Here is a 20,078-nt window from a genome sequence, read left to right on the forward strand (position 1 = left end):
CAGAATTAAGCCCGGCCAGCAGCTTATGGTTTGAATTTGAACGCAAATTCAGCGGCACCTACAGCAACGATTGGGAATTCAACGGCGGAATCTCCTGGAAGTTCTAAGCAAGATATTTCCGATTCAATTTCATATAGTTACATGATATACAATCCCCTTCATAGAGACGTAACGGCGTCGGTGAAGGGGATTTTGTTGTATGAGGCACCGTAGAAGCATATTTACTCTGATTTATAACATTGCGATGATTTTTTATCATGGAGTGGCTTGATTGATTATAGATAACGCATTATCTAAATGCACGATTAACTTGAAATAGATACATAATAAACTTACAATAGAAATATAAGTATAATAATTTATACAAGTTACGGACGAATAAGACATAATATTTATGAAATTATTATGGATTACGCTGAACGGACAATCTATTCTTTTATGATGAGGAGGCAATTATGAGCGGTAAAAAAGCTAGACGAGAGCTATTGCGGGCTTTAGTGTTGGCGGCCCTGTTGAGTACACCCTATATGGGGGTAGGAGCTGAGGATATTCCTAAGGAGCCTTATCCGATAAAAGGCAATACTATTTCAGGGGAGCATAATCTTCAGGGACAGTATTCCTTGTTCAAACTTAATGGCGAGCAGAAAGTAACGGCAACGGGTGATGTCTCCGTCCTTTCAGAAATGAATTACGATATTCAAGACCCGGTATACATTTTTGACGGTAACGAAACCGAGGGCGACGAAACTGAGGGCAGTGAAACCAAGGGAAAACTGGATTTGAATATGAATAGCCATTCCCTGACTATCGATTCAGGTTCTGATTCTGAAATTTTCTTTATCAATCAGTCTGATACGCAGGTAAATATTCATGATGCCGATACGATTGAAGTGACGGCTCGTTTTGGCGCAATCGTGAATGCTTATGAACAGAGTGGAAACTCTATCAGCCTTCAGGCCAACAAGGATATCCGGTTAATCCAAGCAGATGGGTCTTGGGATTCTTCTTTAGGCGTAGCTGGCGATAATCAGTTGAACTTGAATGCCGGCCATGACATCCTATTGCAAAATGATTTGTCAGAGTCTCTGATGAGTATTGGTGGAGAAGCTAAGGCTACATTGGAGGCCGGTAATGATATTGCTTTGAATAAGGGCGACATCACTTCTTGGGGTGGAGGATTTCTTGAGATGGAGGCCGGTAATGATATCACTTTTAATGAGGCTGATATCAATGTTTGGCGTAAAGGTGAGCTTCAGATGAAGGCCGGCAATGACATCAAGGTCAACGGTGAAGGGGTTGCCGGAATGGATCTTAATGGCGGAGGAATCCTTCAGATGGAAGCCGGACAGATTACGTTTGATAAAGCGGATATTGAGGCTAAAGAGGAAGCCACGCTTGAAATGAATTCCGATAAGGGCATTACGTTTGATAATGCGGGCATTGATCTTCAAAGTGGCGCGAAGATTAAATTGGACGCCGGAAATGATATTAAGTTGGATAATACGAGTGTTAATGTTCAAGATAAAGCTAACGTTGAAATGAATTCTGGTCATAAAATCATTTTTAATAAGACCAATGCTGAATCAGACTCACCAAATTTGTACATCGATGCAGGAAGCAATGCAATGCTGACGGCAAAGAATGATATTATTTTTAACCGCGTTCAAGACGGGACTTTTATTGAATTGAATTATACCAATCTCACGCCTAGAAAGGGAGCTGCAACTGCTACTATAACTGCCGAAGAAGGGAATATTATTTTCCATGAGGACCAAGCCAGTAATTCTTCTGCAATTAATTTAAAAAATGGCGCAAATCTTCAAATGGAAGCACAGACCATCAAGGGGGATATGCAGCGCTTTGTATATATGGACGGGTATGATTACCTTTCTTTAAAAGCCAATGATATTGAGTGGGTCGCCCAAGGGCAGGAAGTGGAAGATAACGAATGGGCATATAATACCGATGATACCAGTATGATTTTTGCTAAAAGGGGAGAGGTTGATTTTGATGTTACCAGCACACTTAGGTTATCGTCCGAGGTGACGCCTACGTTAATACATACCTATGAAGGTGGTTATGTCACGATAAAAGCAGGAGACTCGATTTATTTGCATAATGTCGGTAATGATCCCGGCAGTACTGACTACTATAATGAGGATTATGCTTACTACTATGATGATGCCCATAAGTATCAAGCGAATCTGTGGGCTATTTACGGAAAAATCGATTTGACGACGACAGATGGAAAGATTTCCATCGATAATAAGGGCTCTATCGCGGCCCTGGCGGAATATGGGGGTGAGATTGATTTTAACGGCAATACGATTATACCCGAGGCCGGAATCGGTGCTAAGTCGGAAAATGGTGGGAAGATTAATTTTAAAGTTGGTACGGTCATGTCGAATGTTGGTATCGGTGTCTGGGCTCAAACCGATAACGAACCCTGGTACAGGGACGATGAATCATCAGAGATAGATTTTAACGGGACGCAGAGACTTGATCAGGCTGAAAGCCGGTCTTTTGCCAAACTTACTAATGATAGTCTTGCTGTGAGACAAGCCTATGACGACGATTTGGATGAAACAGATGACGAGCCTGGGTATGAAGATGATTACGATGAACTGTCAAAAATCACTTTTGACGGACCGCTAACAATTGTCCAGGCTGAGACCGGGGCGGTGGCTAAACTTAACAGTGATATTGTTTTCAACGATGCTCTCAATATTCAAGCCGAAGGGGATGCATTTTATACGAAATGGGCCGGGCGGATACAGGCTCTTGCTTCCGGTGTCGACAAGGTTATAATCGGCAATATGCGGGCCTATAACGGTCAGATCGATGTCCTCTTTGATACGCCGGATTCCTCCTTCACCGGTTTTACGGAACTGCGCGAGATTCACAAAGGGTATTCTTATAAAGAAGACTCTGAAGACAACGATGGTACCTGCCCGCTTGAGCCGGGACCTGGTGATTGCGGTGGCGTAGAGTACCCCGATGAGGAAATTGTAGATGAAAGTACTTGCCCAGCTGAACCCGGTGACTGTGGCGGTGGTGTAGATTATGGAGGCTGTGAAGAGCCAGTTGTCGATGAAGTCTCTCACATTAATATTACCTTGAGAAACGGGGCCTTCTGGGATGTCACCGGCGACAGCACGTTGACTACATTAGACAATGACTCCTTAGTTAATATGACTGATGGAACGCGCAGCGGCACCTCTATCACGGCGAAGAATCTGTCCGGTACGGGCACGATTCACATGGATCTCGATTGGACCAGTAATGGCGGCGCCAAAGAAAAGACCGAACAAAGTGACTATATCGTCGCTACGGAAAGTGCGACCGGGACCCAGGCCATCGTGAGCGATCCGGCGACCATGCATCTCGATGCCATGGGCATTGACGACCGCCTCTATTTTGCTACCTTGACCAACAGCGATGCTGTCTTTACCAGTCCCATTACTCAGCAAAATGTAACCAAGGGCAGCTTATATGATTACACAATCGGCATTACATCGGAAACGATAACGACAACAGATGCTGCCGACACGATGGCCGACAGAGCTGCGGCGGATACGACGACGGATTGGTTCTTCGGCACCGTCGGCTATACCGAAAGCCCTGTCGTCGAAACGGGCCGTATCAATTCGAACATCGTGTACGACCTGGCAACCGATGTCGACACCTTGAACAAGCGTATGGGCGACGTTCGGAATATGAACACCGATCCCGACGGCTGGTGGGCCCGCACGACCTATACCCATCAGGGCCGCGATTCCTACTCCGGTCACAGCAATCGCTTTGAACTGGGCAAAGATTTCGTAACCTCCCGTGATGACGGCAATGTCGTCCATCAGGGCGCCGTCTTTACCTACCTTCGCAGCAGTGATTCTTTTGACAACGGAAACGGGAAATACAAACGCTATTCCGGCGCCCTCTATCACACCTGGCTTGGCAATAACGGCCAGTACGTTGACGTCGTCGGCCGTATGGGCAAGGTCATGGGCAACAGCCACACCTTCTTGGTCAATGGCGACCAGTCTGACAGCTCCTTCGGTACCTGGTACCAACAGGCCAGTGTTGAAACAGGCAAAACCTACGACCTGGAAGACAACTGGTACTTTGAACCCCAGGCCCAGCTGCAGTACACGCACATGAACAGTAAGTCCTACACCAGCAGCGACGGCATCAACCACGACTTAGACAGCGTCAACAGCTTCATAGGCCGTTTGGGCTTCCGGTTGGGGCAGCGCATCAATGACAAGACGGCTTGGTACGTGAAAGGCGACATCCTCCATGAATTCTCCGGTGACGGCGGCATCATGCTGACCTCAGCCAATGGCTTGGAACGCATCGATTACAACCGCGACGGCAAGGACACCTGGTACGACTTAGGCGTAGGCCTTACGGCAGAATTAAGCCCTGCCAGCAGCTTATGGTTTGAATTTGAACGCAAATTCAGCGGTTCTTACAGCAATAACTGGGAATTCAACGGCGGTATCTCCTGGAAGTTCTAAGGAATACGTTTTTTAGAATCTATTTTGCATAGTTCATAAGGCTCTCCCTCTATGGCATTTTGCTGCGGAGGGGGAGTTTTTGCTTGCTTATAATTACATCATTTTGGGTTGCAAAAGTCATGAATCTTGGGAAATCTGAGATTCATGACTTTTTTTTGTTGATTATTTTTTCATCATGACAGGACCTGTCTTTGTCAAATGATAAGATAAATACAAGTAAAAATATAAATGGTAAGGAGTGATCGTGTATGGAAATTCGACCCGTGATTTTTTGGAGTGACATTCAACCCTTCACTCATCAGAAATGGCAGTTCTGCCGCAGCTTGAGCCAAATGTGGATGCCCCTGTTTGGCGATTTCCCCGTTGTGAGGACGGGAGGCTAACCATAAGTCGGATTTGAAATCGAGAATTGGCATTTGAGGAAGTAAAAGCAGATCTGATGAACCGGACTTGCAGGCTGTAAGCCATCGGACCTGACGGCATGAGATACCACAATTCATGCCTGATGGATAGGGGACGTATCAGAGACGCTGAATGATATCAAGGTGGGAAATATCTTGTCTGACGATCTGACAAGTTATTTTCTGTCATAACGAAAGAGATGAGAGGTATGAAAGAAGATAAAGTTTCACGAGTATTATCACTATATTCGCAGTTAATGGAGGGCCGGATGATCAAAAAATCCGTAGCCGCTCAAAAATATGGCGTCAACGAGCGCAGTATCCAGCGAGATATTGAAGATATCCGGGCTTTTTGCCGCAACTGTATGGCCCTTGGCGACAGCATGCCCGGCGACTTGATCTACGATTATATCGATAAGGGCTATCGACTGGAACGGCGGCAGGCGCCGAAGCTGTCTAACAGCGAGGTTCTGGCGTTGTGCAAGATTCTCCTCGACAGCCGGGCCTTCGTCAAAACCGAGATGGCGGACATGCTGCACAAGGTCATTGCCTGCTGTGTGCCCGAATCGAATCAGGCCTTGATTACCAAGCTGGTCAATAATGAGACCTATCACTACGTTGAGCCGCGGCACCGGACGAGTTTTCTCGATACGATGTGGAAGCTCGGCGAGGCCATTCACCAGCACCGTTATGCGAACATTACTTACGGCCGGATAAAGGACCGGAAGGTCGTTGAACGGCGGTTGAAGCCCTTGGCCCTGCTCTTTTCGGAGTATTATTTTTATCTCATCGCCTTTATAGACGATAAGGATATCCAGAAAGTATATGAAGGCGCCCACGATATGACACCGACCATTTACCGCCTGGATCGAATCAAGACTTTGGAAGTAGAAAAGGAAACCTTCCGCATTCCCTATAACCGGCGATTCCAGGAAGGGGAGTTCCGCAAGCGGGTCCAGTTCATGTACGGCGGTCCTCTCCATCGCGTGACCTTTACTTATACGGGTTACGATATCGATGCCATCTTAGACCGCCTGCCGACGGCAAAGATATTGAGTGAAGATGATGGAGCCTACCAGATTGAAGCCGAAGTCTACGGCAAGGGCGTTAAGATGTGGCTCAAAAGCCAGTCCGACTGCGTCAGTGACGTCACCTTTACGGAATTGTGATAACCGCAGTTGAAAGCTGATTTTTGTTAAAAAGAGATTGTCCAGAGCGATGCCGTTGTGGACAATCTCTTTTGGTTTTAGCAGAACCTTGTTATAATAAAATAAAGACTTTATTTCTGCAGATGACAGCAGGAATCGTTTCGGATTCATTCCTGTCAGGATCAGCTATTTTTTGAAAGCAGGTGCAGTCGTGCTCTTATTTTCGACTATTTTAAAAATAAATAAGAAGATGACCCAGGAAAAGTTTATCCAACTGGTAATCGATTGGAATCAAAGCAGCAATTATCCGGAAAATATTATTCCCAATCTGGTGTGGGACGGTCAGTACAATACTTCCTATGAGACTGATAATCTCCTCCTCGATATAAAGGAATACCGCAGGGAAAATATCGTCGCCGTCCGCTATGAAAAGCGCGACGCCGAAGACGTTATCTGGGATTCGGACTATATCATGAATTTTAAGGACATGAAGATGTCCATCCGCTTGGATCGAAGTTACCTGGAAGAGGCACTCAAGGTCGATCCGAAATTTTCTACGCCTCACTTTATTTCCATGCTCATTAGCGGAGGCTATTTAGAAGCCGACAACGGTCTCGACGTACGGCGGACGCCGCTTATCATCGATGAGGAGCATTTGGATATCATCGTCGATATCATGAAGGGGAAGACGCGCCATCACCTTCCCGTCGTCTTCATTTCCAAGACGTCGGACAACGAAGATCCCATTGATGTAGAGCGCCTGGCCGGCCGCTTAAAAGGGGCGGCCCATGTTCTGGTCCAAGGGGATTATGGGACGGCAGCTGCCCTTCAGGAGTACAGCGGAACTGAGCACTTAGGCGGCGGCATCGACATTTATTTTCCCAATCCCGTCGTCGGCCATAAGCGATACGTCTATCGCCGCAATCCGGGCTACGATGTTGAACTGACGGAAAAGATCATCGAAAGCGTCATTCAGTACGGCAATGCCAAGCGTGTGTCGCCCCTCTATACTTGGGGCGGCGTAACCGGAGCCATCTATCGGGAACAGTATCTCCAGTCTCAAGAAGCCTATGCAGCGGCCGAAAAGGATCGGCACGATGCTTTGTATAAATTGCTGGCCTTACAGGACCGATATGAAGAAGACGTGTCCGAAGCCAAAGAGGAAGCGGATAAGCTGTTGGAAATCTTTGACGGGGATATGAAGAAGCTCCAGGAAGACAATGAACGCCTCCGTTGTCAGATCGAACGACTGGAGTATGAAAATATGGGCCTGCGTTCCAAACTTGATTCTCAGACCCGGGCTCCCGTCTTGTTCATGGGCGATGAAGACGACTTCTATGCCGGTGAGATAAAGGACTTGCTGCTAAAGACGCTGGATGCCGGCTTAAAGGGCAGTCTGGCCGCCGGCACGCGGCGATACGATGTGGTGAAAGACATCATTGAGGCCAATGATTATCAGCGCATCAGTGATGTGAAGGCTGCCGAAGTGAGGCAGCTGCTCAACAATTATGGCGGCATGACGCCAAGGGTGAAGCGGGGTCTTGAGGCTTTGGGCTTTCAAATCGAACATGACGGCGGCCACTACAAGACGATTTACTACGGCGATGACCGTTATGTCGTCGTGCAGGCCGCGACGCCCAGCGACGGCCGGGCCGGGAAAAATAACGCTTCAGCTATCATCAAAAAAGTATTTTGATGCAATTTTTTCAATAAACAAGGACCGATTTTGTGTAGGGAAAGGGGGGGGATTTGTAAAAATCGGTTATTCCATGGTATAATTAAATGCTATAAATTTATGTACGGGAGGTATATGAATGGCTACAGGTCAGGAAAAGATTGACCAGCTCCGCGAAAAGCTCGCAAAAGTCGAGCTCGGCGGCGGTCAGAAGCGAATCGATTCGCAGCATAAAAAAGGTAAGTTGACGGCCCGCGAACGGCTGGCAAAATTATTTGATGAAGGCAGCTTCACGGAAATGGGGCAGTTCATTCATCATCGCGGGACCCATTTCGGCCTGCAGGAAAAGGAAATCCCCGGCGACGGCGTCGTTACCGGTTACGGCACCGTACGAGGCCGGCTGGTCTTTGCCTATGCCGAAGATTTTACCGTTGAAGGCGGTTCTCTCGGCGAAATGCACGCCCATAAGATTGCTCAGATGCAGGAAATGGCCCTCAAGATGGGTGCTCCTGTCATCGGCATCAACGATTCCGGCGGCGCCCGCATTCAGGAAGGCATCGATGCCTTGTCTGGTTTCGGCCGCATTTTCATGAATAATACGTCGGCTTCCGGCGTCATTCCCCAGTTGGCGGTCATCATGGGGCCCTGTGCCGGCGGTGCCGTTTACAGCCCGGCTTTGATGGACTTTGTCTTCATGGTCAAGAATACGTCCAATATGTTCCTCACCGGTCCGGCCGTCATCAAATCGGTTACGGCGGAAGAAGTTACGGCGGAAGAACTGGGCGGTGCCATGACTCATAATTCCATTTCCGGCGTTGCTCATTTTGCCTGTGAAAGCGAAGATGACTGCTTTGAAAAGATCAAAGCCCTCCTCGATTTCCTGCCCAGCAACAACATGGAAGAAGCACCGGTCGTCGATACCAACGACGATCCCAACCGCGAAGACGAAAGCCTCAATTCGATCATCCCCGACGACAACAACGTGCCCTATGATATGCTCGATATCATCCGCTCCTGTGTCGACGACGGAAACGTCTTCCAGGTCCTTGAAAATTATGCCCTGAATATGATCACCTGCTTTGTCCGCTTCGACGGTCAGACTGTCGGCATCATTGCCAACCAGCCGAAGTTCCTGGCAGGCTGCCTCGATATTAACGCTTCGGACAAGGCGGCCCGCTTCATCCGCTTCTGCGACAGCTTCAACATTCCTGTCGTCACCTTCGTCGACGTACCGGGATTTTTGCCGGGTACCAATCAGGAATACGGCGGCATCATCCGCCACGGCGCAAAGATGCTTTATGCGTACTGCGAAGCTACGGTGCCCAAGATTACCGTCGTCACCCGCAAAGCCTATGGCGGTGCCTATATTGCCATGTGCTGCCGTCAGCTCGGTGCCGATATGGTCATGGCTTGGCCGTCGGCTGAAATCGCCGTCATGGGTCCTGATGGAGCCGTCAATATCATCTTTAAAAACGATCCGGATAAAGAAAAGAGAAAACAGGAATACATCGATGAATTCCTCTCGCCTTATAAAGCGGCTGAACACGGCCAGATCGACTGCATCATTGAACCGAAGGAAACGCGGCGGCGCATCATCAGTGCCTTGGCGATGCTCTACAGCAAACGAGAAGAACGGCCGGCCAAGAAACACGGCAACATGCCGTTATAAGGGGGTGGCCGTATGTTAGAAATCCTATTTGCGGCTATCGGCGTACTGATCGTCCTGATCTTGGTCCTAAGCCGATACTACGATACCCGCTTCCGGGCTTTAGAAAAAAAGATGGAAGACATGACAGCCTTTCAGCAGAGTGTCAAAGACCTTTCTGAAGCCGTCTATGATTTAAAATCCGCTGAAAAAAAAGAAACAAAGACACAGCCTGTTCCTGAAAACAAAGACAAGGCCAATCCGATCGTTCCCGTTGGCCAGCGTCAGCCGGCTGTTGTCGAAGCCCGTCCTTTGGCGACGGTGCCTGAAAGCCGTGAGGCTTCTGATTCCGACGAACTCTCTGATGACGTCGTTGCCGTCATCATGGCAGCCGTGGCAGCCTACGGGTATTCGCCGGCAGGGATCCGCTCCATCCGGCTTGCGCATCGCGGATATAAACGCCATCGGGATAATTGGGCTATGGCAGCCCGCCTGGGTGGTATGAAACGTTAAGGAAAAAGTCTTTGAATCCAGGAGGATACGGATATGAAAAAGTTTAAGATTACAGTCAATGGCAAGTCCTATGAAGTTGAAGTAGAAGAAGTAGGCGGCGCGGCTCCGGCAGCTCCTGCCCCGGCAGCACCCGTGCAGGCAGCAGCTCCGGCAGCACCAGTAGCTCCGGCACCGACTCCGGCTCCGGCAGCACCGGTACAGTCTCCGGCCCCGGCCGTAGGCGGCCCCATTCCCGAAGGTGCCATCACCGTAAAAGCCCCGATGCCGGGCAAGATTTCGGCTCTCAAAGTCGAAGAAGGAACGGATGTCAAACGCGGCGACGTCCTCCTCGTACTGGAAGCCATGAAGATGCAGAACGACATTACGGCAACGGCTGACGGCAAGCTTCACGAAATGCGCGTCAAAGTAGGGGACAATGTCAAAACCGGTGACGTCTTGGCAGTTATCATGGCCTAAGAAAAGCCATAGCGACAAAGGAATATGATAAAAAAGAGGTCCGTCGGCATGTTGCTGACGAACCTCTTTTCATGTTGTTGTGAGTTTTATTTGGCAGCGGCCTTTTTGGCTTCTGCTTTAGCTAAGAACGGAGCCGATTCGATGATGAAGCGTTCGTGCGTGGCTTCGCCGACGAGGCCGGCGTCGTCATGGGCTTCGATCTTGAAGGTCAGTTTTTTGCGGTCCTGTTCGACGAGGGTTGCTTTGGCCGTAACGGTCAGGCCAATCGGCGTAGCGGCGACGTGCTTGACGTTCATGGCGATGCCGACGGTGTTATAGCCTTCCGGAAGCTGGGGATCGCAGGCGTTGATAGCTGCGTTTTCCATGAGGGCGACCAGGGCCGGTGTAGCGTAGACCGGTGATTTGCCGCTGCCCAACTTAATGGCCGTATTATTTTCCGTGCATTTTTCAGAAATTTCTGCTGCTGAGTTTTCTTTGATATTGAATTCCATCGTGTATAACCTCCTCAATTTCGGTAAGAATATGCCTAAAGCATATCGATGCAGGCAATTTACATAACCATATCATATCACACTTCGCCTTTTTTTGACAGCAATTTGTTTGCTGAAGTCGTGCCGAAAGAGGCGCAGCCAATTAAAAAAAGCAGGTTCTTTTGACAGAAAAAGCACCATAGGATACAATGAAACTATATTTTTCAGAGGAATGGGGAGTGAAAACATGAAACTGAAAGGAATTTGCCTGATTGCGGCGGCAGTCCTCTCTATTGGGACGGCATCGCTGGCGAAAGACAAGGGCACCTTGACTAAGTTCCCGAACTGGGGCGTCATTACCGTGCCGAACGATATATACATGCAGAATGGGACGCAGCCGATGCTGACGGCGTCCGTTGCGGGCAACGATGTGACGGCCCTGTTTGAAAAGATTTTTCCCATCCAACCGGAGACCTATCAGGTCGTAAAGAAGGATGACGCCGATTTTCAGTATGCCTATTTGATGCATTATAGTGTAAGTCTTTGGGACGTCAAAGCCGCTGTCTACGGTGAAAACCGGGAAAACACCTATTTGCGCGATATCGGCAGCCGCCCTGATATGCGGGTTCTCATGGACCGGCTCAATCAAAATATGGCCAGCCGCCTGCCCGACGGCTTCCGCCTGACCGAACCGGTTACGGCTAAGAAGTATAAGGGCCGGGTCTTTTATGAATGGACCGTTGAAAAGTCCTTAGTCATCAACAGCAATGCCTTTACGGAAACGATTCACGGCCTGGCCTGGCAGCATGGAGATACGATGGAAATTGCCGTCATCTTAGGCAATGTGGCAAAATCCGGTGATGACGACATCATCAGCACGGTAACGGATATGCTGAAGGATGCCAATAAGATGCCGAAAAAATAAGGGTCGCCTTGAGAGGTAATCGAGGCATAAAAAACGCCTTGCATGAGTGACAAAACGCATCATGCAAGGCTGTTTTTGGATTTATAAGGTTTTCATCAAGTGTTCGAGATGAGCCGTGAGCTTCATGTTTTCTTCGTAGTCGATGGGGCAGTCGATGATGACCGGTTTGTCCTGCTGGAAGGCCTTTTTCAAGGTCGGCAGGAGGTCTTCCGTCTTTTCGATGCGGTAGCCGATGGCGTGGAAGCTTTCGGCGAGTTTTACGAAGTCCGGATTGGTGAAGTCGACGCATTCGTGGTGGCCGTACTGCATATCCTGCTTCCACTTGATGAGGCCGTAGCTGCTGTCGTTGAAGATGAGGGTGACGAAGTTCGTGCCCAGACGGTATGCCGTTTCAAATTCTTGGACGTTCATCAAGAAGCCGGCGTCGCCGGTGATGGCCAGAACTTTTTTGTCGGGGTGAACGAGTTTGGCCGAAATGGCGCCGGGAACGGCGATGCCCATGGTGGCGAACCCGTTGGAAATGAGGCAGGTGTTCGGTTCATAGCAGTTGTAGTGACGGGCGATCCAGACTTTGTTGGCGCCTACGTCGGAGATGACGATGTCGTCTTTGCCCATGATCTTCCGGCAGTCGATGAGGGCCTTTTGCGGCTTGACCGGGAAGGACATGTCTTCGGCATAGCTTTCGTGTTCGTCGACCATTTTCTGACGGATGTTCAGGAAGGCCCGCGGTTCCGGCAGGCGGGCGGCCTTTTCCATGATCCGTTCCAACGAGTCGGGAATGTTGCCGACGACTTCGACCTGGGGCTGATACTTTTTATTGATATCGGCCGGCATGGTGTCGATGTGGATGATGTCGGCGTTGGTCAGGTGCCATTTAGCCGGAGCGTATTCGATGATGTCGTAGCCGACGGCGATGACCAGGCTGGCCTTTTCGAGAATCTTCGTCTGATAGTCGTCCATGGGGATGCCGACGGTCCACATGGAATACTTGTTGTCAAAGGGAATGGCCCCTTTAGCCATCATGGTGTTGATGACCGGCAGTTTGAGTTTTTCGGCAAAGGCCGTCAGCTGTTTGGCTGCCTGACTGCGGATGACGCCGCTGCCGGCCAGGATGACCGGATTCTTGGCGTAGGAAATCATAGAGGCAGCCATTTTGATCTGCGATTCTAAGGCCGTTTCCGGCTGGATCGTCTTGTGCTGCAGCGGTTTTTCGTCAGGGCCGACGGGCATTTCGCTGATGTTGACCGGAAGGTCGATGAAGGTGGCGCCCGGTTTTTCACGTTCGGCGTATTTAAAGGCCAACCGGGTGATTTCAGCCATCGTGTCTGGCCGGACGACGGTGTAGGACCGGCGGGTGATGGGTTCGAACATAGCCCTGAGGTCGAGGTACTGGTGGGCCGTGATGTGCATCTTATCGGTTCCGACCTGTCCGGAGATGGCGACGACGGGAGCTCCGTCACAGTCAGCATCGGCGACGCCGGTGATGAGGTTGGTTGCACCGGGGCCGAGGGTGGCCATGCAGACGCCGGCTTTGCCGGTCAGGCGGCCGTAGACATCGGCCATGAAGGCAGCGCCCTGTTCGTGACGGACGGTGATGAATTCAATCTTTGAATGCTCTAAGGCATTGATGATGGCTAAATTTTCTTCACCGGGGATACCGAAAATATAATGGACGCCTTCTTCTTCAAGGCATTCGATAAGAAAATCCGCCGTGTTGCGCATCTTTTGTTGTACCATTCAGAGAACACTCCTTTGAAGATAATGGATAAATTAAAAATTGCTGTTGTAACCTGTATTATAATATGGTACAGAACCTTTTTCAATGACTTACTTGTATTTTGAGACTGTACAATTCGGCGTGATGCCGTAAAAGAGGCCGGCAAGGCCGCCGCGATGAGCCGGATGGGCCGAGCGGCATGGCCTTTGCATCAGAAAGGGAAGGGGATGTAATGAATATATTGATCAGCAGCTGTCTCTTAGGACAGTATTGCCGCTATGACGGGAAGACCAAGACGTATGAAGCCGTTGAATCCTTATTGGGCCGCGACGACCTTCATTTCATTCCCGTCTGTCCGGAACAGGCCGGAGGCCTTGCGACGCCGCGCCCGCCGGCTGAGCGCTGTCGGGGACGGGTCGTAACCGAAGGAGGGCTCGATGTGACCGACCAGTATGAAAGGGGAGCGGCAGCAGCCTTGTATTTAGCTCGCCTCTTTCACTGCACGAAGGCGATTTTAAAGGCCAAGAGCCCGTCCTGTGGCTGCGGACTGATTTACGACGGCACCTTTACCCGGACCCTTACCGAAGGCGACGGCGTGACGGCAGCGCTCTTAAAGGCCGAGGGGATTGAGGTTTTTAGCGAAGGGGACCCGCTGGACTACTTGCTTTTATAACGGCGGTTTGCTACAATATACGAGTACGCAAGTGAGGAGGTCTCAGTGTGAATACGTTTTTGCATGAACTTTGTGAATGGCTTTACTCCATTGTCATCGCCTTGGCCATTGCCATGGTCATACATATTTTCTTCTTCCAGCCGACTCGCGTTTCCGGCGAGTCCATGATGCCGACCCTTAAAAACGGTGAATACCTCATCGTGTCTAAGTGGAGTCATGTCATGGGAGAAGTCCCCAATTATGGAGATATCGTCATTATCGACAGCCGTGTCCAATATCCGCGCACGTGGAAGGACGATGTAGCTGAACCGATGAACAACTACTTGGCGTTCTTTGACCATGATTTACAGACTAAAAATGTTTGGGTCAAACGGGTTATCGGCCGTCCCGGTGATACGCTGGCTTTCCATGACGGAAAGGTTTGGCGCAACGGACAGCCCTTGGATGAACCGTATATCAATGGTCCTATGGAATACAGCAGCCGGGAAGAAGTCAAAGTCCCGGAAGGCTACGTATTCTGCATGGGTGATAACCGCAACCACAGCAGTGACAGCCGCTTTATCGGGCCCGTGCCTATCGACCACGTCTTAGGCCGCGTCATCTGGTAATCGGTTTTCCCGACAATTTAATACGACAGTTCGCAATCCATCCTGTCGCTAAAAAAAAACTAGGACGCATTACAAGAATTGGTGCAGTGCAGACGGGATTGTTTTTACAGCCCCGTCTTTTTTATTTGTTAGAAAGGCGAGTTTTATGTATAACTTTATTCTTACAACTCGGCGGATGACTTTTTCCGCCTTGGTCATGGCTCTTTATATTGCCATCCTCTATGTGACCCAGGGAATTTCCTTCGGTCCCTACCAGATCCGCATTGCGACGGCTCTCTACGGACTGGCATTTCTCTATCCCTTCTTGGTCTTTCCCTTGGGAATCGCGAATTTCATCGCCAACTTTCTCTTTGGCGGCCTGGGCCTTATCGACATGGTCGGCGGTTGTGTCGTCGGCATCGTTACGACCTGGCTCATCGTTCAAATCCGGCAGCACCAGGGCAGTCCCTGGCTGGCAGCCCTTCCAATCTGGTGGGTACCGGCCTTGTTTGTCAGTGCCTGGCTGTCTTATTTATTGAATCTGCCTTACACGGTACTGGTCAGCAGCCTGGCTGTCGGTCAGCTGCCGCCGGCGATTTGCGGCGTCCTGCTCATTCAGGCGCTTCGTCAGCACTACGTCTTAGAAAAGGGGTTATAATATGAGTCGAGATCACGAAGATTTGCAGGGCATCACCTTCCTTGGCAACCAGCACACGACGTACCCGACGGACTACAATCCGGACCTTTTGGAAACCTTCATTAACAAACATCCCGACCGGGACTATTTCGTCAAGTTCAACTGCCCGGAATTTACCAGCCTTTGCCCCATGACGGGCCAGCCGGACTACGCGACAATCTACATCTCCTACGTCCCTGATGAACGGATGGTCGAAAGCAAGGCGTTGAAGCTCTATCTGTTCAGCTTCCGCAATCACGGCGACTTCCACGAAGACTGCGTCAACATCATCATGGACGACCTCATCGACGCCATGGATCCGAAGTATATCGAAGTCTGGGGGAAATTCCTGCCCCGCGGCGGTATCAGTATCGATCCCTACTGCAATTACGGCCGTCCCGGCACGCCTTGGGAAGATGTTGCCTGGCAGCGGTTGTCCCAACATGACATATATCCCGAAAAAGTAGATAATCGATGAAACTTCTTACCTTTTCCAGATAATCCATGGTATAATAAAGTATAAATCATAGGAGTGAGGAGTGTTATCTGTGAAATTGAAAAAAGTGCTTTTGGCCCTCGGTTTTTCCCTGGCGTTGTCAGCCTCGGTCTTTGCGGCCGACAATATGTGGCAGTATAATCAATATACATCGATCGACATGAATTCGGCGAAACTCTATTACGATATGGGCCGCCAGGTTCTGTCCTTCAATACAGTGGAAAAATCCGGCGATACGACGGATTACTGTACCTATGTGTATAACATCGACGACCAGACGATTCAGCTGAAAAAGATGATTACTCAGACTAAGAAACATAAGTATAAGAGCAGTTTCTATCCCGAAGCGATCAAAGACGGCAACGCTGTCATCAAAGCCAGAGCCCGCATGGCCACGGACGTATTGGAAAAGGTCATGGAAAAGCAGAATGCTAAGAAGTAAGCCCTTGGCGGCGAACGGGCTGCCGAAGCGTGCCTCATCTGCCTTGAAGCCTTTCAGTGCATAGCCGAAAAGGCCGGTTTTCGGCGGACAGGCAAGAGAACGCAATCAAAAGGGACTGCTGCATGGAGCGGTTTTCTTCATGCAGCAGTCCCTCTTTTGTTATCTTTATTATTTTCCTTTGACGCAGATACTGAGCCATTTCGGAAGCCGGTGTTCGACGACGACCCAGGAATAGGCAGCCGAGCAGACGGCGACGATAATGTAAATGGCGATGATGTGAACGGCCCGCAGATAGATGTGAAGATAAGCGGCCAGGCCCGTACAGAGACTGAGGAAGACCGGATGTACCAAGTAAATGGGGTACGAGTAGTCTCCCAGGCGGGAGAAGAACCGGTGAACGATCGTCGGAACGGGCCGGCATTCCCACCAGTAGAGGAGAAAGAGCATGGTCGATAAGGTGTAGGCCATGCCGATCGGGCTCAGCTGATGGATGGTGAAGACCGCCGACAAGGGATCATAGCCGAGGTAGTGCATGACGCCGTAATAGGAGGCCAGCATGCCGACGGTAGTGAAGGCCTGGAAGACGTTGATCACCAATCCGTGCTTTTTGAGCCATGCCGTAATCGATTCAAAGTGTTCTGCCGTAAAGGCACCGAACATGAAGATGAATAAGTAGTGCAGGACCATGTAGTTCAGACGCAGGTTGGACGCATCTTCGAGGTAGGGATTGTTCGAATGGAAATTCCAGCTGTAGCTCGAATAAAAGTTAAAGATCATGTTTACGATAAACAGGGCCGTAAAGGTGACGGCCGGGCAGCGGTCCATAAGGCGCAGCAAAGGCCGCCACAAAGGCATGAAGAGGTAGAACCACAAGAGGATGACCAGAAAGTAGATGTGGTACATGGCCAGGCCGTACCATAAGGTGCGGAAAATAGCGTAAGGATGAAAGAGGCTGAGGCTGCGGCTGATGGCTGATACGTATACCATGTAGAACAGGGACCAGGCCAAATAAGGGACGAAGACCGTCCGCAGGCGGCGTCTCAGATAGTCTTTGTAGTCAAAGGGCTCGTGGATGCTCTGGCTGTAAAACATGCCGAAGGCCGATAGGAAAAAGAAGGCCGGTACGGAAAATCGGGATAAGATTTCTAAGACGGCAACGAGCGCCAAATTGGGCGACGGGTTGACGATGGCCACCGAGCCGACATGGATGGCGATGACGCCGAGCATGCAAAGTCCGCGCATATAATTGATAGAATGAATAAATCGTTTTGACATCTGACACCTCTGAAGATACAATATAGATACTAAAGATAATAATAATATATCTTATTATAACAAATTTTGGCAAAATAGACAGGGAGACTGTATGAGCGACGATACACAAAAGGTAACCCGGACGGGATTGATACTGGCAGCGACATTGATTTTACAGGGCCTGAGGCTCATCATACCCATTCCGCCCCAAGTCAGCCTGTTCCTCATCGGGTCCTTGGTCAACGCCTGTCTGATCACGGCGGTCCTCACCATTGACCGCAGGGCAGGCTTTGTCGTCGCCGCTTGTACGCCAATCTTTGCCTGGCTCGAAGGGATGCTGCCTTTCTTTCTCTTCGTCTTTCCTGTTGCCGCCGGCAACAGCGTCTACGTCTACTGTGCCTGGCGCTGGCAGCGGTACGGCTTTCCGGCCCTTGCCGTCGGAGCCCTTATCAAGGCCCTTGTCCTCTACGCCTTATTTTATCTGCTCTTTGCCGGAATTGAATTTCCCCCGGTTCTGCGGCACCTGCTTTTGACGGCTATGAGTTGGCCTCAGGTCATCACCGGCGTCATCGGAGCCCTCCTCGGCCTGCAGCTGAGCCGGTTTCTGAAGCGCCGCCATGAATAGAAAGGATTTTTGATATGTTACTGCAAATCTTTTATTTTATCCCGGCCATTCTCGGCACCCTGTTCATCGCCGTCGGCTTGTATCACGGCTCTAAATTTTTCAGCCTTACCCGACGCTGTACCGTGGAAGGGACGGGGACTCTCTTGGGATTTGAAGAAAAGAAGATGAGAAGTGGGACTCTTTATTATCCTGTCGTCCGCTTTTCGTCCCGCGACGGCAAGACCTACAAGGCCCGCTATGCCTTTGGAAATGCCGAGTGGAACTATACTGCCGGCGATGTCCTGCCCCTGCGCTACAATCCGGCTAATCCCGAAGAGATTTACCTCCACCGCGTCCAAAGCCTGTGGCAGCAATATGCCAGCCCGCTGTTCATCGTCATCGGAGGCCTCATCTTTATCACGGCCTACTACTTCATTTTATAATCATAACGGAAAAGGAGGAGCCGCCACATTGGTAGAAAACGAAAGAGCTGTCGCCGCTATGCGGCAATTTTTAGAAGCCTTAGGCCTCGACCTGACGGCGCTGGGAATGGAAAAGACCCCGCACCGCGTAGCTCAGGCCTTTGCCCGATTTTTCTCAGGCCTTCAGGAAAATCCTGACGACGAATGGAAAAATCCCATCATCACCCGGTCCAATGGGCTGGTCAGTGTCCGCAACATCCGATTCCATTCCCTGTGTGAACATCATTTACTGCCTTTTTTTGGCACCGTTCATGTAGTATACTACCCTAAGGACAACCGTATCGCCGGCTTTGGCCATTTCGTCCGAGCCGTCGATATCCTGGCCCGTCGTCCTCAGCTTCAAGAACGGATGACGGATGCCCTGTGCGATTCCATCGTCCGCGGCCTCGACCCGGCAGGCGTATTGATCGTCGTCAAGGCGACCCATTTGTGCCTGACCATGCGCGACCAGCTGGCCATCGATTCCAATATCATGACGACGGCCGCAGCGGGCTGCCTGAAAGAAGGCACCGATGCCTATAAAGAGGCTTGGAATCTCGTAATGGAGGAAAAACAAGATGGATAAGATCATGCTCAAAGGCCTTCACTTTTGGGGATACCACGGCTGCCTGGCCTCCGAAGGGGAACTTGGCCAGCCTTTTCATATCGACTTAGTGCTGGAAACCGACCTTTCGGCGGCCGGTGCATCCGACGACCTCCACGAAACCGTCGACTACAGCGTCGTCTATTCGGTGGTGAAAGACATCGTCGAAAACCGCCGCTATCATCTCATCGAGCGCTTAGGGACGGTCATTGCTGAAGAAATTATCCGTGCTTTTCCGCCTGTTCAGGCTGTGACGGTAACTGTCCACAAGCCCCAGGCTCCTATCGGCGGTCTCTTTGACGATGCAGCTGTCGTCCTCGAAAGGCGCCGCCATGAATGAATTCTACCTCAGTATCGGCGCCAATCTGGGCGATAGGGAAGCGACCTTGAAACGGGCCGTGGCCCTTCTCGATGCCGAACCGGACATATCGGTGACGGCCGTATCGCCTTTTTATGAAACGCCGCCGTGGGGAAAAGAAGATCAGCCGCCTTTTATCAACGGGGCCGTTGCCGTCGAGACCCACCTCGCCGGTCCGGAGCTCCTCGAGCGCTGCCTTGCCATTGAGCGGCGGCTGGGTCGGGTCCGCCATGAAAAATGGGGGGCTCGGACCATTGATATCGACCTCGTTTACAGCCCAAACGAGCAGTATCAGACGGAGTCCCTGACTCTGCCTCATCCGTATTTAACACAACGGGCTTTTGTATTGGTCCCCTTGCGGGATCTGGTGCCGGACCTCATCCTCTTTGGCCGGCCGATTGATGACTGGCTCGCTCAGCTGCCAGATACAGACGCTATCAGAAAGAAGGATTAACT

General features: G+C 50.3%; 21 protein-coding genes. 18 read left to right on the plus strand and 3 right to left on the minus strand.

The window, feature by feature from the left end:
* Positions 1–620 precede the first annotated feature (620 nt).
* The 7 genes from QZQ46_RS04710 (at position 621) to QZQ46_RS04740 (ending at position 10,355) form a co-directional block, all read left to right on the plus strand.
* Complete coding sequence (locus QZQ46_RS04710) at positions 621–4,517, plus strand: autotransporter outer membrane beta-barrel domain-containing protein (protein ID WP_296827270.1); 3,897 nt, start codon at positions 621–623, stop codon at positions 4,515–4,517.
* Positions 4,518–4,765: 248 nt separating this feature from the next.
* The gene (locus QZQ46_RS04715; protein WP_296827274.1) at positions 4,766–4,900 is read left to right on the plus strand and encodes a hypothetical protein; all 135 of its coding nucleotides are present in this window, start codon (positions 4,766–4,768) and stop codon (positions 4,898–4,900) included.
* 287 nt (positions 4,901–5,187) lie between these two features.
* Positions 5,188–6,087 (plus strand): YafY family protein, encoded by a 900-nt coding sequence (locus tag QZQ46_RS04720; protein WP_296827276.1) that lies wholly within the window; start codon positions 5,188–5,190, stop codon positions 6,085–6,087.
* Between the two features lie 190 nt (positions 6,088–6,277).
* Positions 6,278–7,762 carry a hypothetical protein gene (locus tag QZQ46_RS04725; protein WP_296827279.1) on the plus strand — a complete coding sequence of 495 codons (1,485 nt, stop codon included), beginning with the start codon at positions 6,278–6,280 and terminating at the stop codon, positions 7,760–7,762.
* A 118-nt stretch (positions 7,763–7,880) separates the two neighbouring features.
* A complete protein-coding gene (locus QZQ46_RS04730; protein WP_296827281.1) occupies positions 7,881–9,410 on the plus strand; it encodes an acyl-CoA carboxylase subunit beta in 1,530 nt (509 codons plus the stop codon).
* A gap of 12 nt (positions 9,411–9,422) precedes the next feature.
* Entirely contained in the window at positions 9,423–9,899 is a 477-nt protein-coding gene (locus QZQ46_RS04735) for a hypothetical protein (RefSeq protein WP_296827283.1), read from the plus strand.
* 33 nt (positions 9,900–9,932) lie between these two features.
* A complete protein-coding gene (locus QZQ46_RS04740; RefSeq protein WP_296827286.1) occupies positions 9,933–10,355 on the plus strand; it encodes a biotin/lipoyl-containing protein in 423 nt (140 codons plus the stop codon).
* An 86-nt stretch (positions 10,356–10,441) separates the two neighbouring features.
* Here QZQ46_RS04740 and QZQ46_RS04745 read toward each other — a convergent pair whose 3' ends face one another.
* A complete protein-coding gene (locus tag QZQ46_RS04745; protein ID WP_296827289.1) occupies positions 10,442–10,846 on the minus strand; it encodes a thioesterase family protein in 405 nt (134 codons plus the stop codon).
* Between the two features lie 226 nt (positions 10,847–11,072).
* Between QZQ46_RS04745 and QZQ46_RS04750 the strand changes: the two genes are divergently transcribed.
* A complete protein-coding gene (locus tag QZQ46_RS04750; protein WP_296827292.1) occupies positions 11,073–11,750 on the plus strand; it encodes a hypothetical protein in 678 nt (225 codons plus the stop codon).
* An 81-nt stretch (positions 11,751–11,831) separates the two neighbouring features.
* Here the strand turns inward: QZQ46_RS04750 and QZQ46_RS04755 are convergent, their stop codons facing one another.
* Positions 11,832–13,487, minus strand: a complete 1,656-nt coding sequence (locus tag QZQ46_RS04755; RefSeq protein ID WP_296827294.1) for an acetolactate synthase large subunit — start codon at positions 13,485–13,487, stop codon at positions 11,832–11,834.
* Positions 13,488–13,699: 212 nt separating this feature from the next.
* Here QZQ46_RS04755 and QZQ46_RS04760 point away from each other — a divergent pair, with 212 nt between their 5' ends.
* From QZQ46_RS04760 to QZQ46_RS04780, 5 genes are all read left to right on the plus strand, one after another.
* Complete coding sequence (locus tag QZQ46_RS04760; protein WP_296827297.1) at positions 13,700–14,140, plus strand: DUF523 domain-containing protein; 441 nt, start codon at positions 13,700–13,702, stop codon at positions 14,138–14,140.
* Positions 14,141–14,187: 47 nt separating this feature from the next.
* The gene (gene lepB / locus QZQ46_RS04765) at positions 14,188–14,748 is read left to right on the plus strand and encodes a signal peptidase I (RefSeq protein ID WP_296827299.1); all 561 of its coding nucleotides are present in this window, start codon (positions 14,188–14,190) and stop codon (positions 14,746–14,748) included.
* Between the two features lie 145 nt (positions 14,749–14,893).
* The gene (locus QZQ46_RS04770) at positions 14,894–15,385 is read left to right on the plus strand and encodes a QueT transporter family protein (protein ID WP_296827302.1); all 492 of its coding nucleotides are present in this window, start codon (positions 14,894–14,896) and stop codon (positions 15,383–15,385) included.
* A 1-nt stretch (position 15,386) separates the two neighbouring features.
* On the plus strand, positions 15,387–15,881 hold the full coding sequence (gene queF / locus QZQ46_RS04775) for a preQ(1) synthase (protein ID WP_044504257.1): 495 nt from the start codon (positions 15,387–15,389) through the stop codon (positions 15,879–15,881).
* Between the two features lie 70 nt (positions 15,882–15,951).
* Positions 15,952–16,341, plus strand: coding sequence for a hypothetical protein (locus QZQ46_RS04780; RefSeq protein ID WP_044504255.1), 390 nt, complete (start codon positions 15,952–15,954; stop codon positions 16,339–16,341).
* A 168-nt stretch (positions 16,342–16,509) separates the two neighbouring features.
* On the opposite strand, the gene QZQ46_RS04785 is transcribed toward QZQ46_RS04780, so the two are convergent.
* Positions 16,510–17,616: an acyltransferase gene (locus QZQ46_RS04785; protein WP_296827306.1), complete on the minus strand. Its 1,107-nt coding sequence runs from the start codon at positions 17,614–17,616 to the stop codon at positions 16,510–16,512.
* Positions 17,617–17,707: 91 nt separating this feature from the next.
* Here QZQ46_RS04785 and QZQ46_RS04790 point away from each other — a divergent pair, with 91 nt between their 5' ends.
* From QZQ46_RS04790 to folK, 5 genes are read left to right on the plus strand one after another with little or no spacing between them, the layout of a single operon-like run.
* Positions 17,708–18,220 carry a hypothetical protein gene (locus QZQ46_RS04790; RefSeq protein WP_296827309.1) on the plus strand — a complete coding sequence of 171 codons (513 nt, stop codon included), beginning with the start codon at positions 17,708–17,710 and terminating at the stop codon, positions 18,218–18,220.
* 14 nt (positions 18,221–18,234) lie between these two features.
* Positions 18,235–18,642, plus strand: a complete 408-nt coding sequence (locus QZQ46_RS04795) for a DUF3592 domain-containing protein (RefSeq protein ID WP_296827310.1) — start codon at positions 18,235–18,237, stop codon at positions 18,640–18,642.
* 28 nt (positions 18,643–18,670) lie between these two features.
* On the plus strand, positions 18,671–19,246 hold the full coding sequence (gene folE, locus QZQ46_RS04800) for a GTP cyclohydrolase I (RefSeq protein ID WP_296827313.1): 576 nt from the start codon (positions 18,671–18,673) through the stop codon (positions 19,244–19,246).
* Positions 19,239–19,604 carry a dihydroneopterin aldolase gene (gene folB, locus QZQ46_RS04805; protein ID WP_296827315.1) on the plus strand — a complete coding sequence of 122 codons (366 nt, stop codon included), beginning with the start codon at positions 19,239–19,241 and terminating at the stop codon, positions 19,602–19,604. Before folE ends, folB begins: the two co-directional genes overlap by 8 nt.
* A complete protein-coding gene (gene folK, locus QZQ46_RS04810) occupies positions 19,597–20,076 on the plus strand; it encodes a 2-amino-4-hydroxy-6-hydroxymethyldihydropteridine diphosphokinase (protein WP_296827317.1) in 480 nt (159 codons plus the stop codon). The genes folB and folK overlap by 8 nt, the downstream gene beginning before the upstream one ends.
* The last annotated feature ends 2 nt before the right edge of the window (positions 20,077–20,078 follow it).

The organism is uncultured Megasphaera sp. (assembly GCF_900539295.1).
Taxonomy (GTDB): Bacteria; Bacillota; Negativicutes; order Veillonellales; family Megasphaeraceae; genus Megasphaera.

Coding starts and splice junctions, on each gene's coding strand:
- folK (WP_296827317.1), top strand. CDS start 19,597: ATGAATGAATTCTACCTCAGTATCGGCGCCAATCTGGGCGATAGGGAA.
- QZQ46_RS04795 (WP_296827310.1), top strand. CDS start 18,235: ATGTTACTGCAAATCTTTTATTTTATCCCGGCCATTCTCGGCACCCTG.
- QZQ46_RS04745 (WP_296827289.1), bottom strand. CDS start 10,846: ATGGAATTCAATATCAAAGAAAACTCAGCAGCAGAAATTTCTGAAAAA.
- QZQ46_RS04735 (WP_296827283.1), top strand. CDS start 9,423: ATGTTAGAAATCCTATTTGCGGCTATCGGCGTACTGATCGTCCTGATC.
- folB (WP_296827315.1), top strand. CDS start 19,239: ATGGATAAGATCATGCTCAAAGGCCTTCACTTTTGGGGATACCACGGC.
- QZQ46_RS04760 (WP_296827297.1), top strand. CDS start 13,700: ATGAATATATTGATCAGCAGCTGTCTCTTAGGACAGTATTGCCGCTAT.
- QZQ46_RS04755 (WP_296827294.1), bottom strand. CDS start 13,487: ATGGTACAACAAAAGATGCGCAACACGGCGGATTTTCTTATCGAATGC.
- QZQ46_RS04790 (WP_296827309.1), top strand. CDS start 17,708: ATGAGCGACGATACACAAAAGGTAACCCGGACGGGATTGATACTGGCA.
- QZQ46_RS04785 (WP_296827306.1), bottom strand. CDS start 17,616: ATGTCAAAACGATTTATTCATTCTATCAATTATATGCGCGGACTTTGC.
- QZQ46_RS04730 (WP_296827281.1), top strand. CDS start 7,881: ATGGCTACAGGTCAGGAAAAGATTGACCAGCTCCGCGAAAAGCTCGCA.
- QZQ46_RS04770 (WP_296827302.1), top strand. CDS start 14,894: ATGTATAACTTTATTCTTACAACTCGGCGGATGACTTTTTCCGCCTTG.
- QZQ46_RS04715 (WP_296827274.1), top strand. CDS start 4,766: ATGGAAATTCGACCCGTGATTTTTTGGAGTGACATTCAACCCTTCACT.
- queF (WP_044504257.1), top strand. CDS start 15,387: ATGAGTCGAGATCACGAAGATTTGCAGGGCATCACCTTCCTTGGCAAC.
- QZQ46_RS04720 (WP_296827276.1), top strand. CDS start 5,188: ATGATCAAAAAATCCGTAGCCGCTCAAAAATATGGCGTCAACGAGCGC.
- QZQ46_RS04750 (WP_296827292.1), top strand. CDS start 11,073: ATGAAACTGAAAGGAATTTGCCTGATTGCGGCGGCAGTCCTCTCTATT.
- QZQ46_RS04740 (WP_296827286.1), top strand. CDS start 9,933: ATGAAAAAGTTTAAGATTACAGTCAATGGCAAGTCCTATGAAGTTGAA.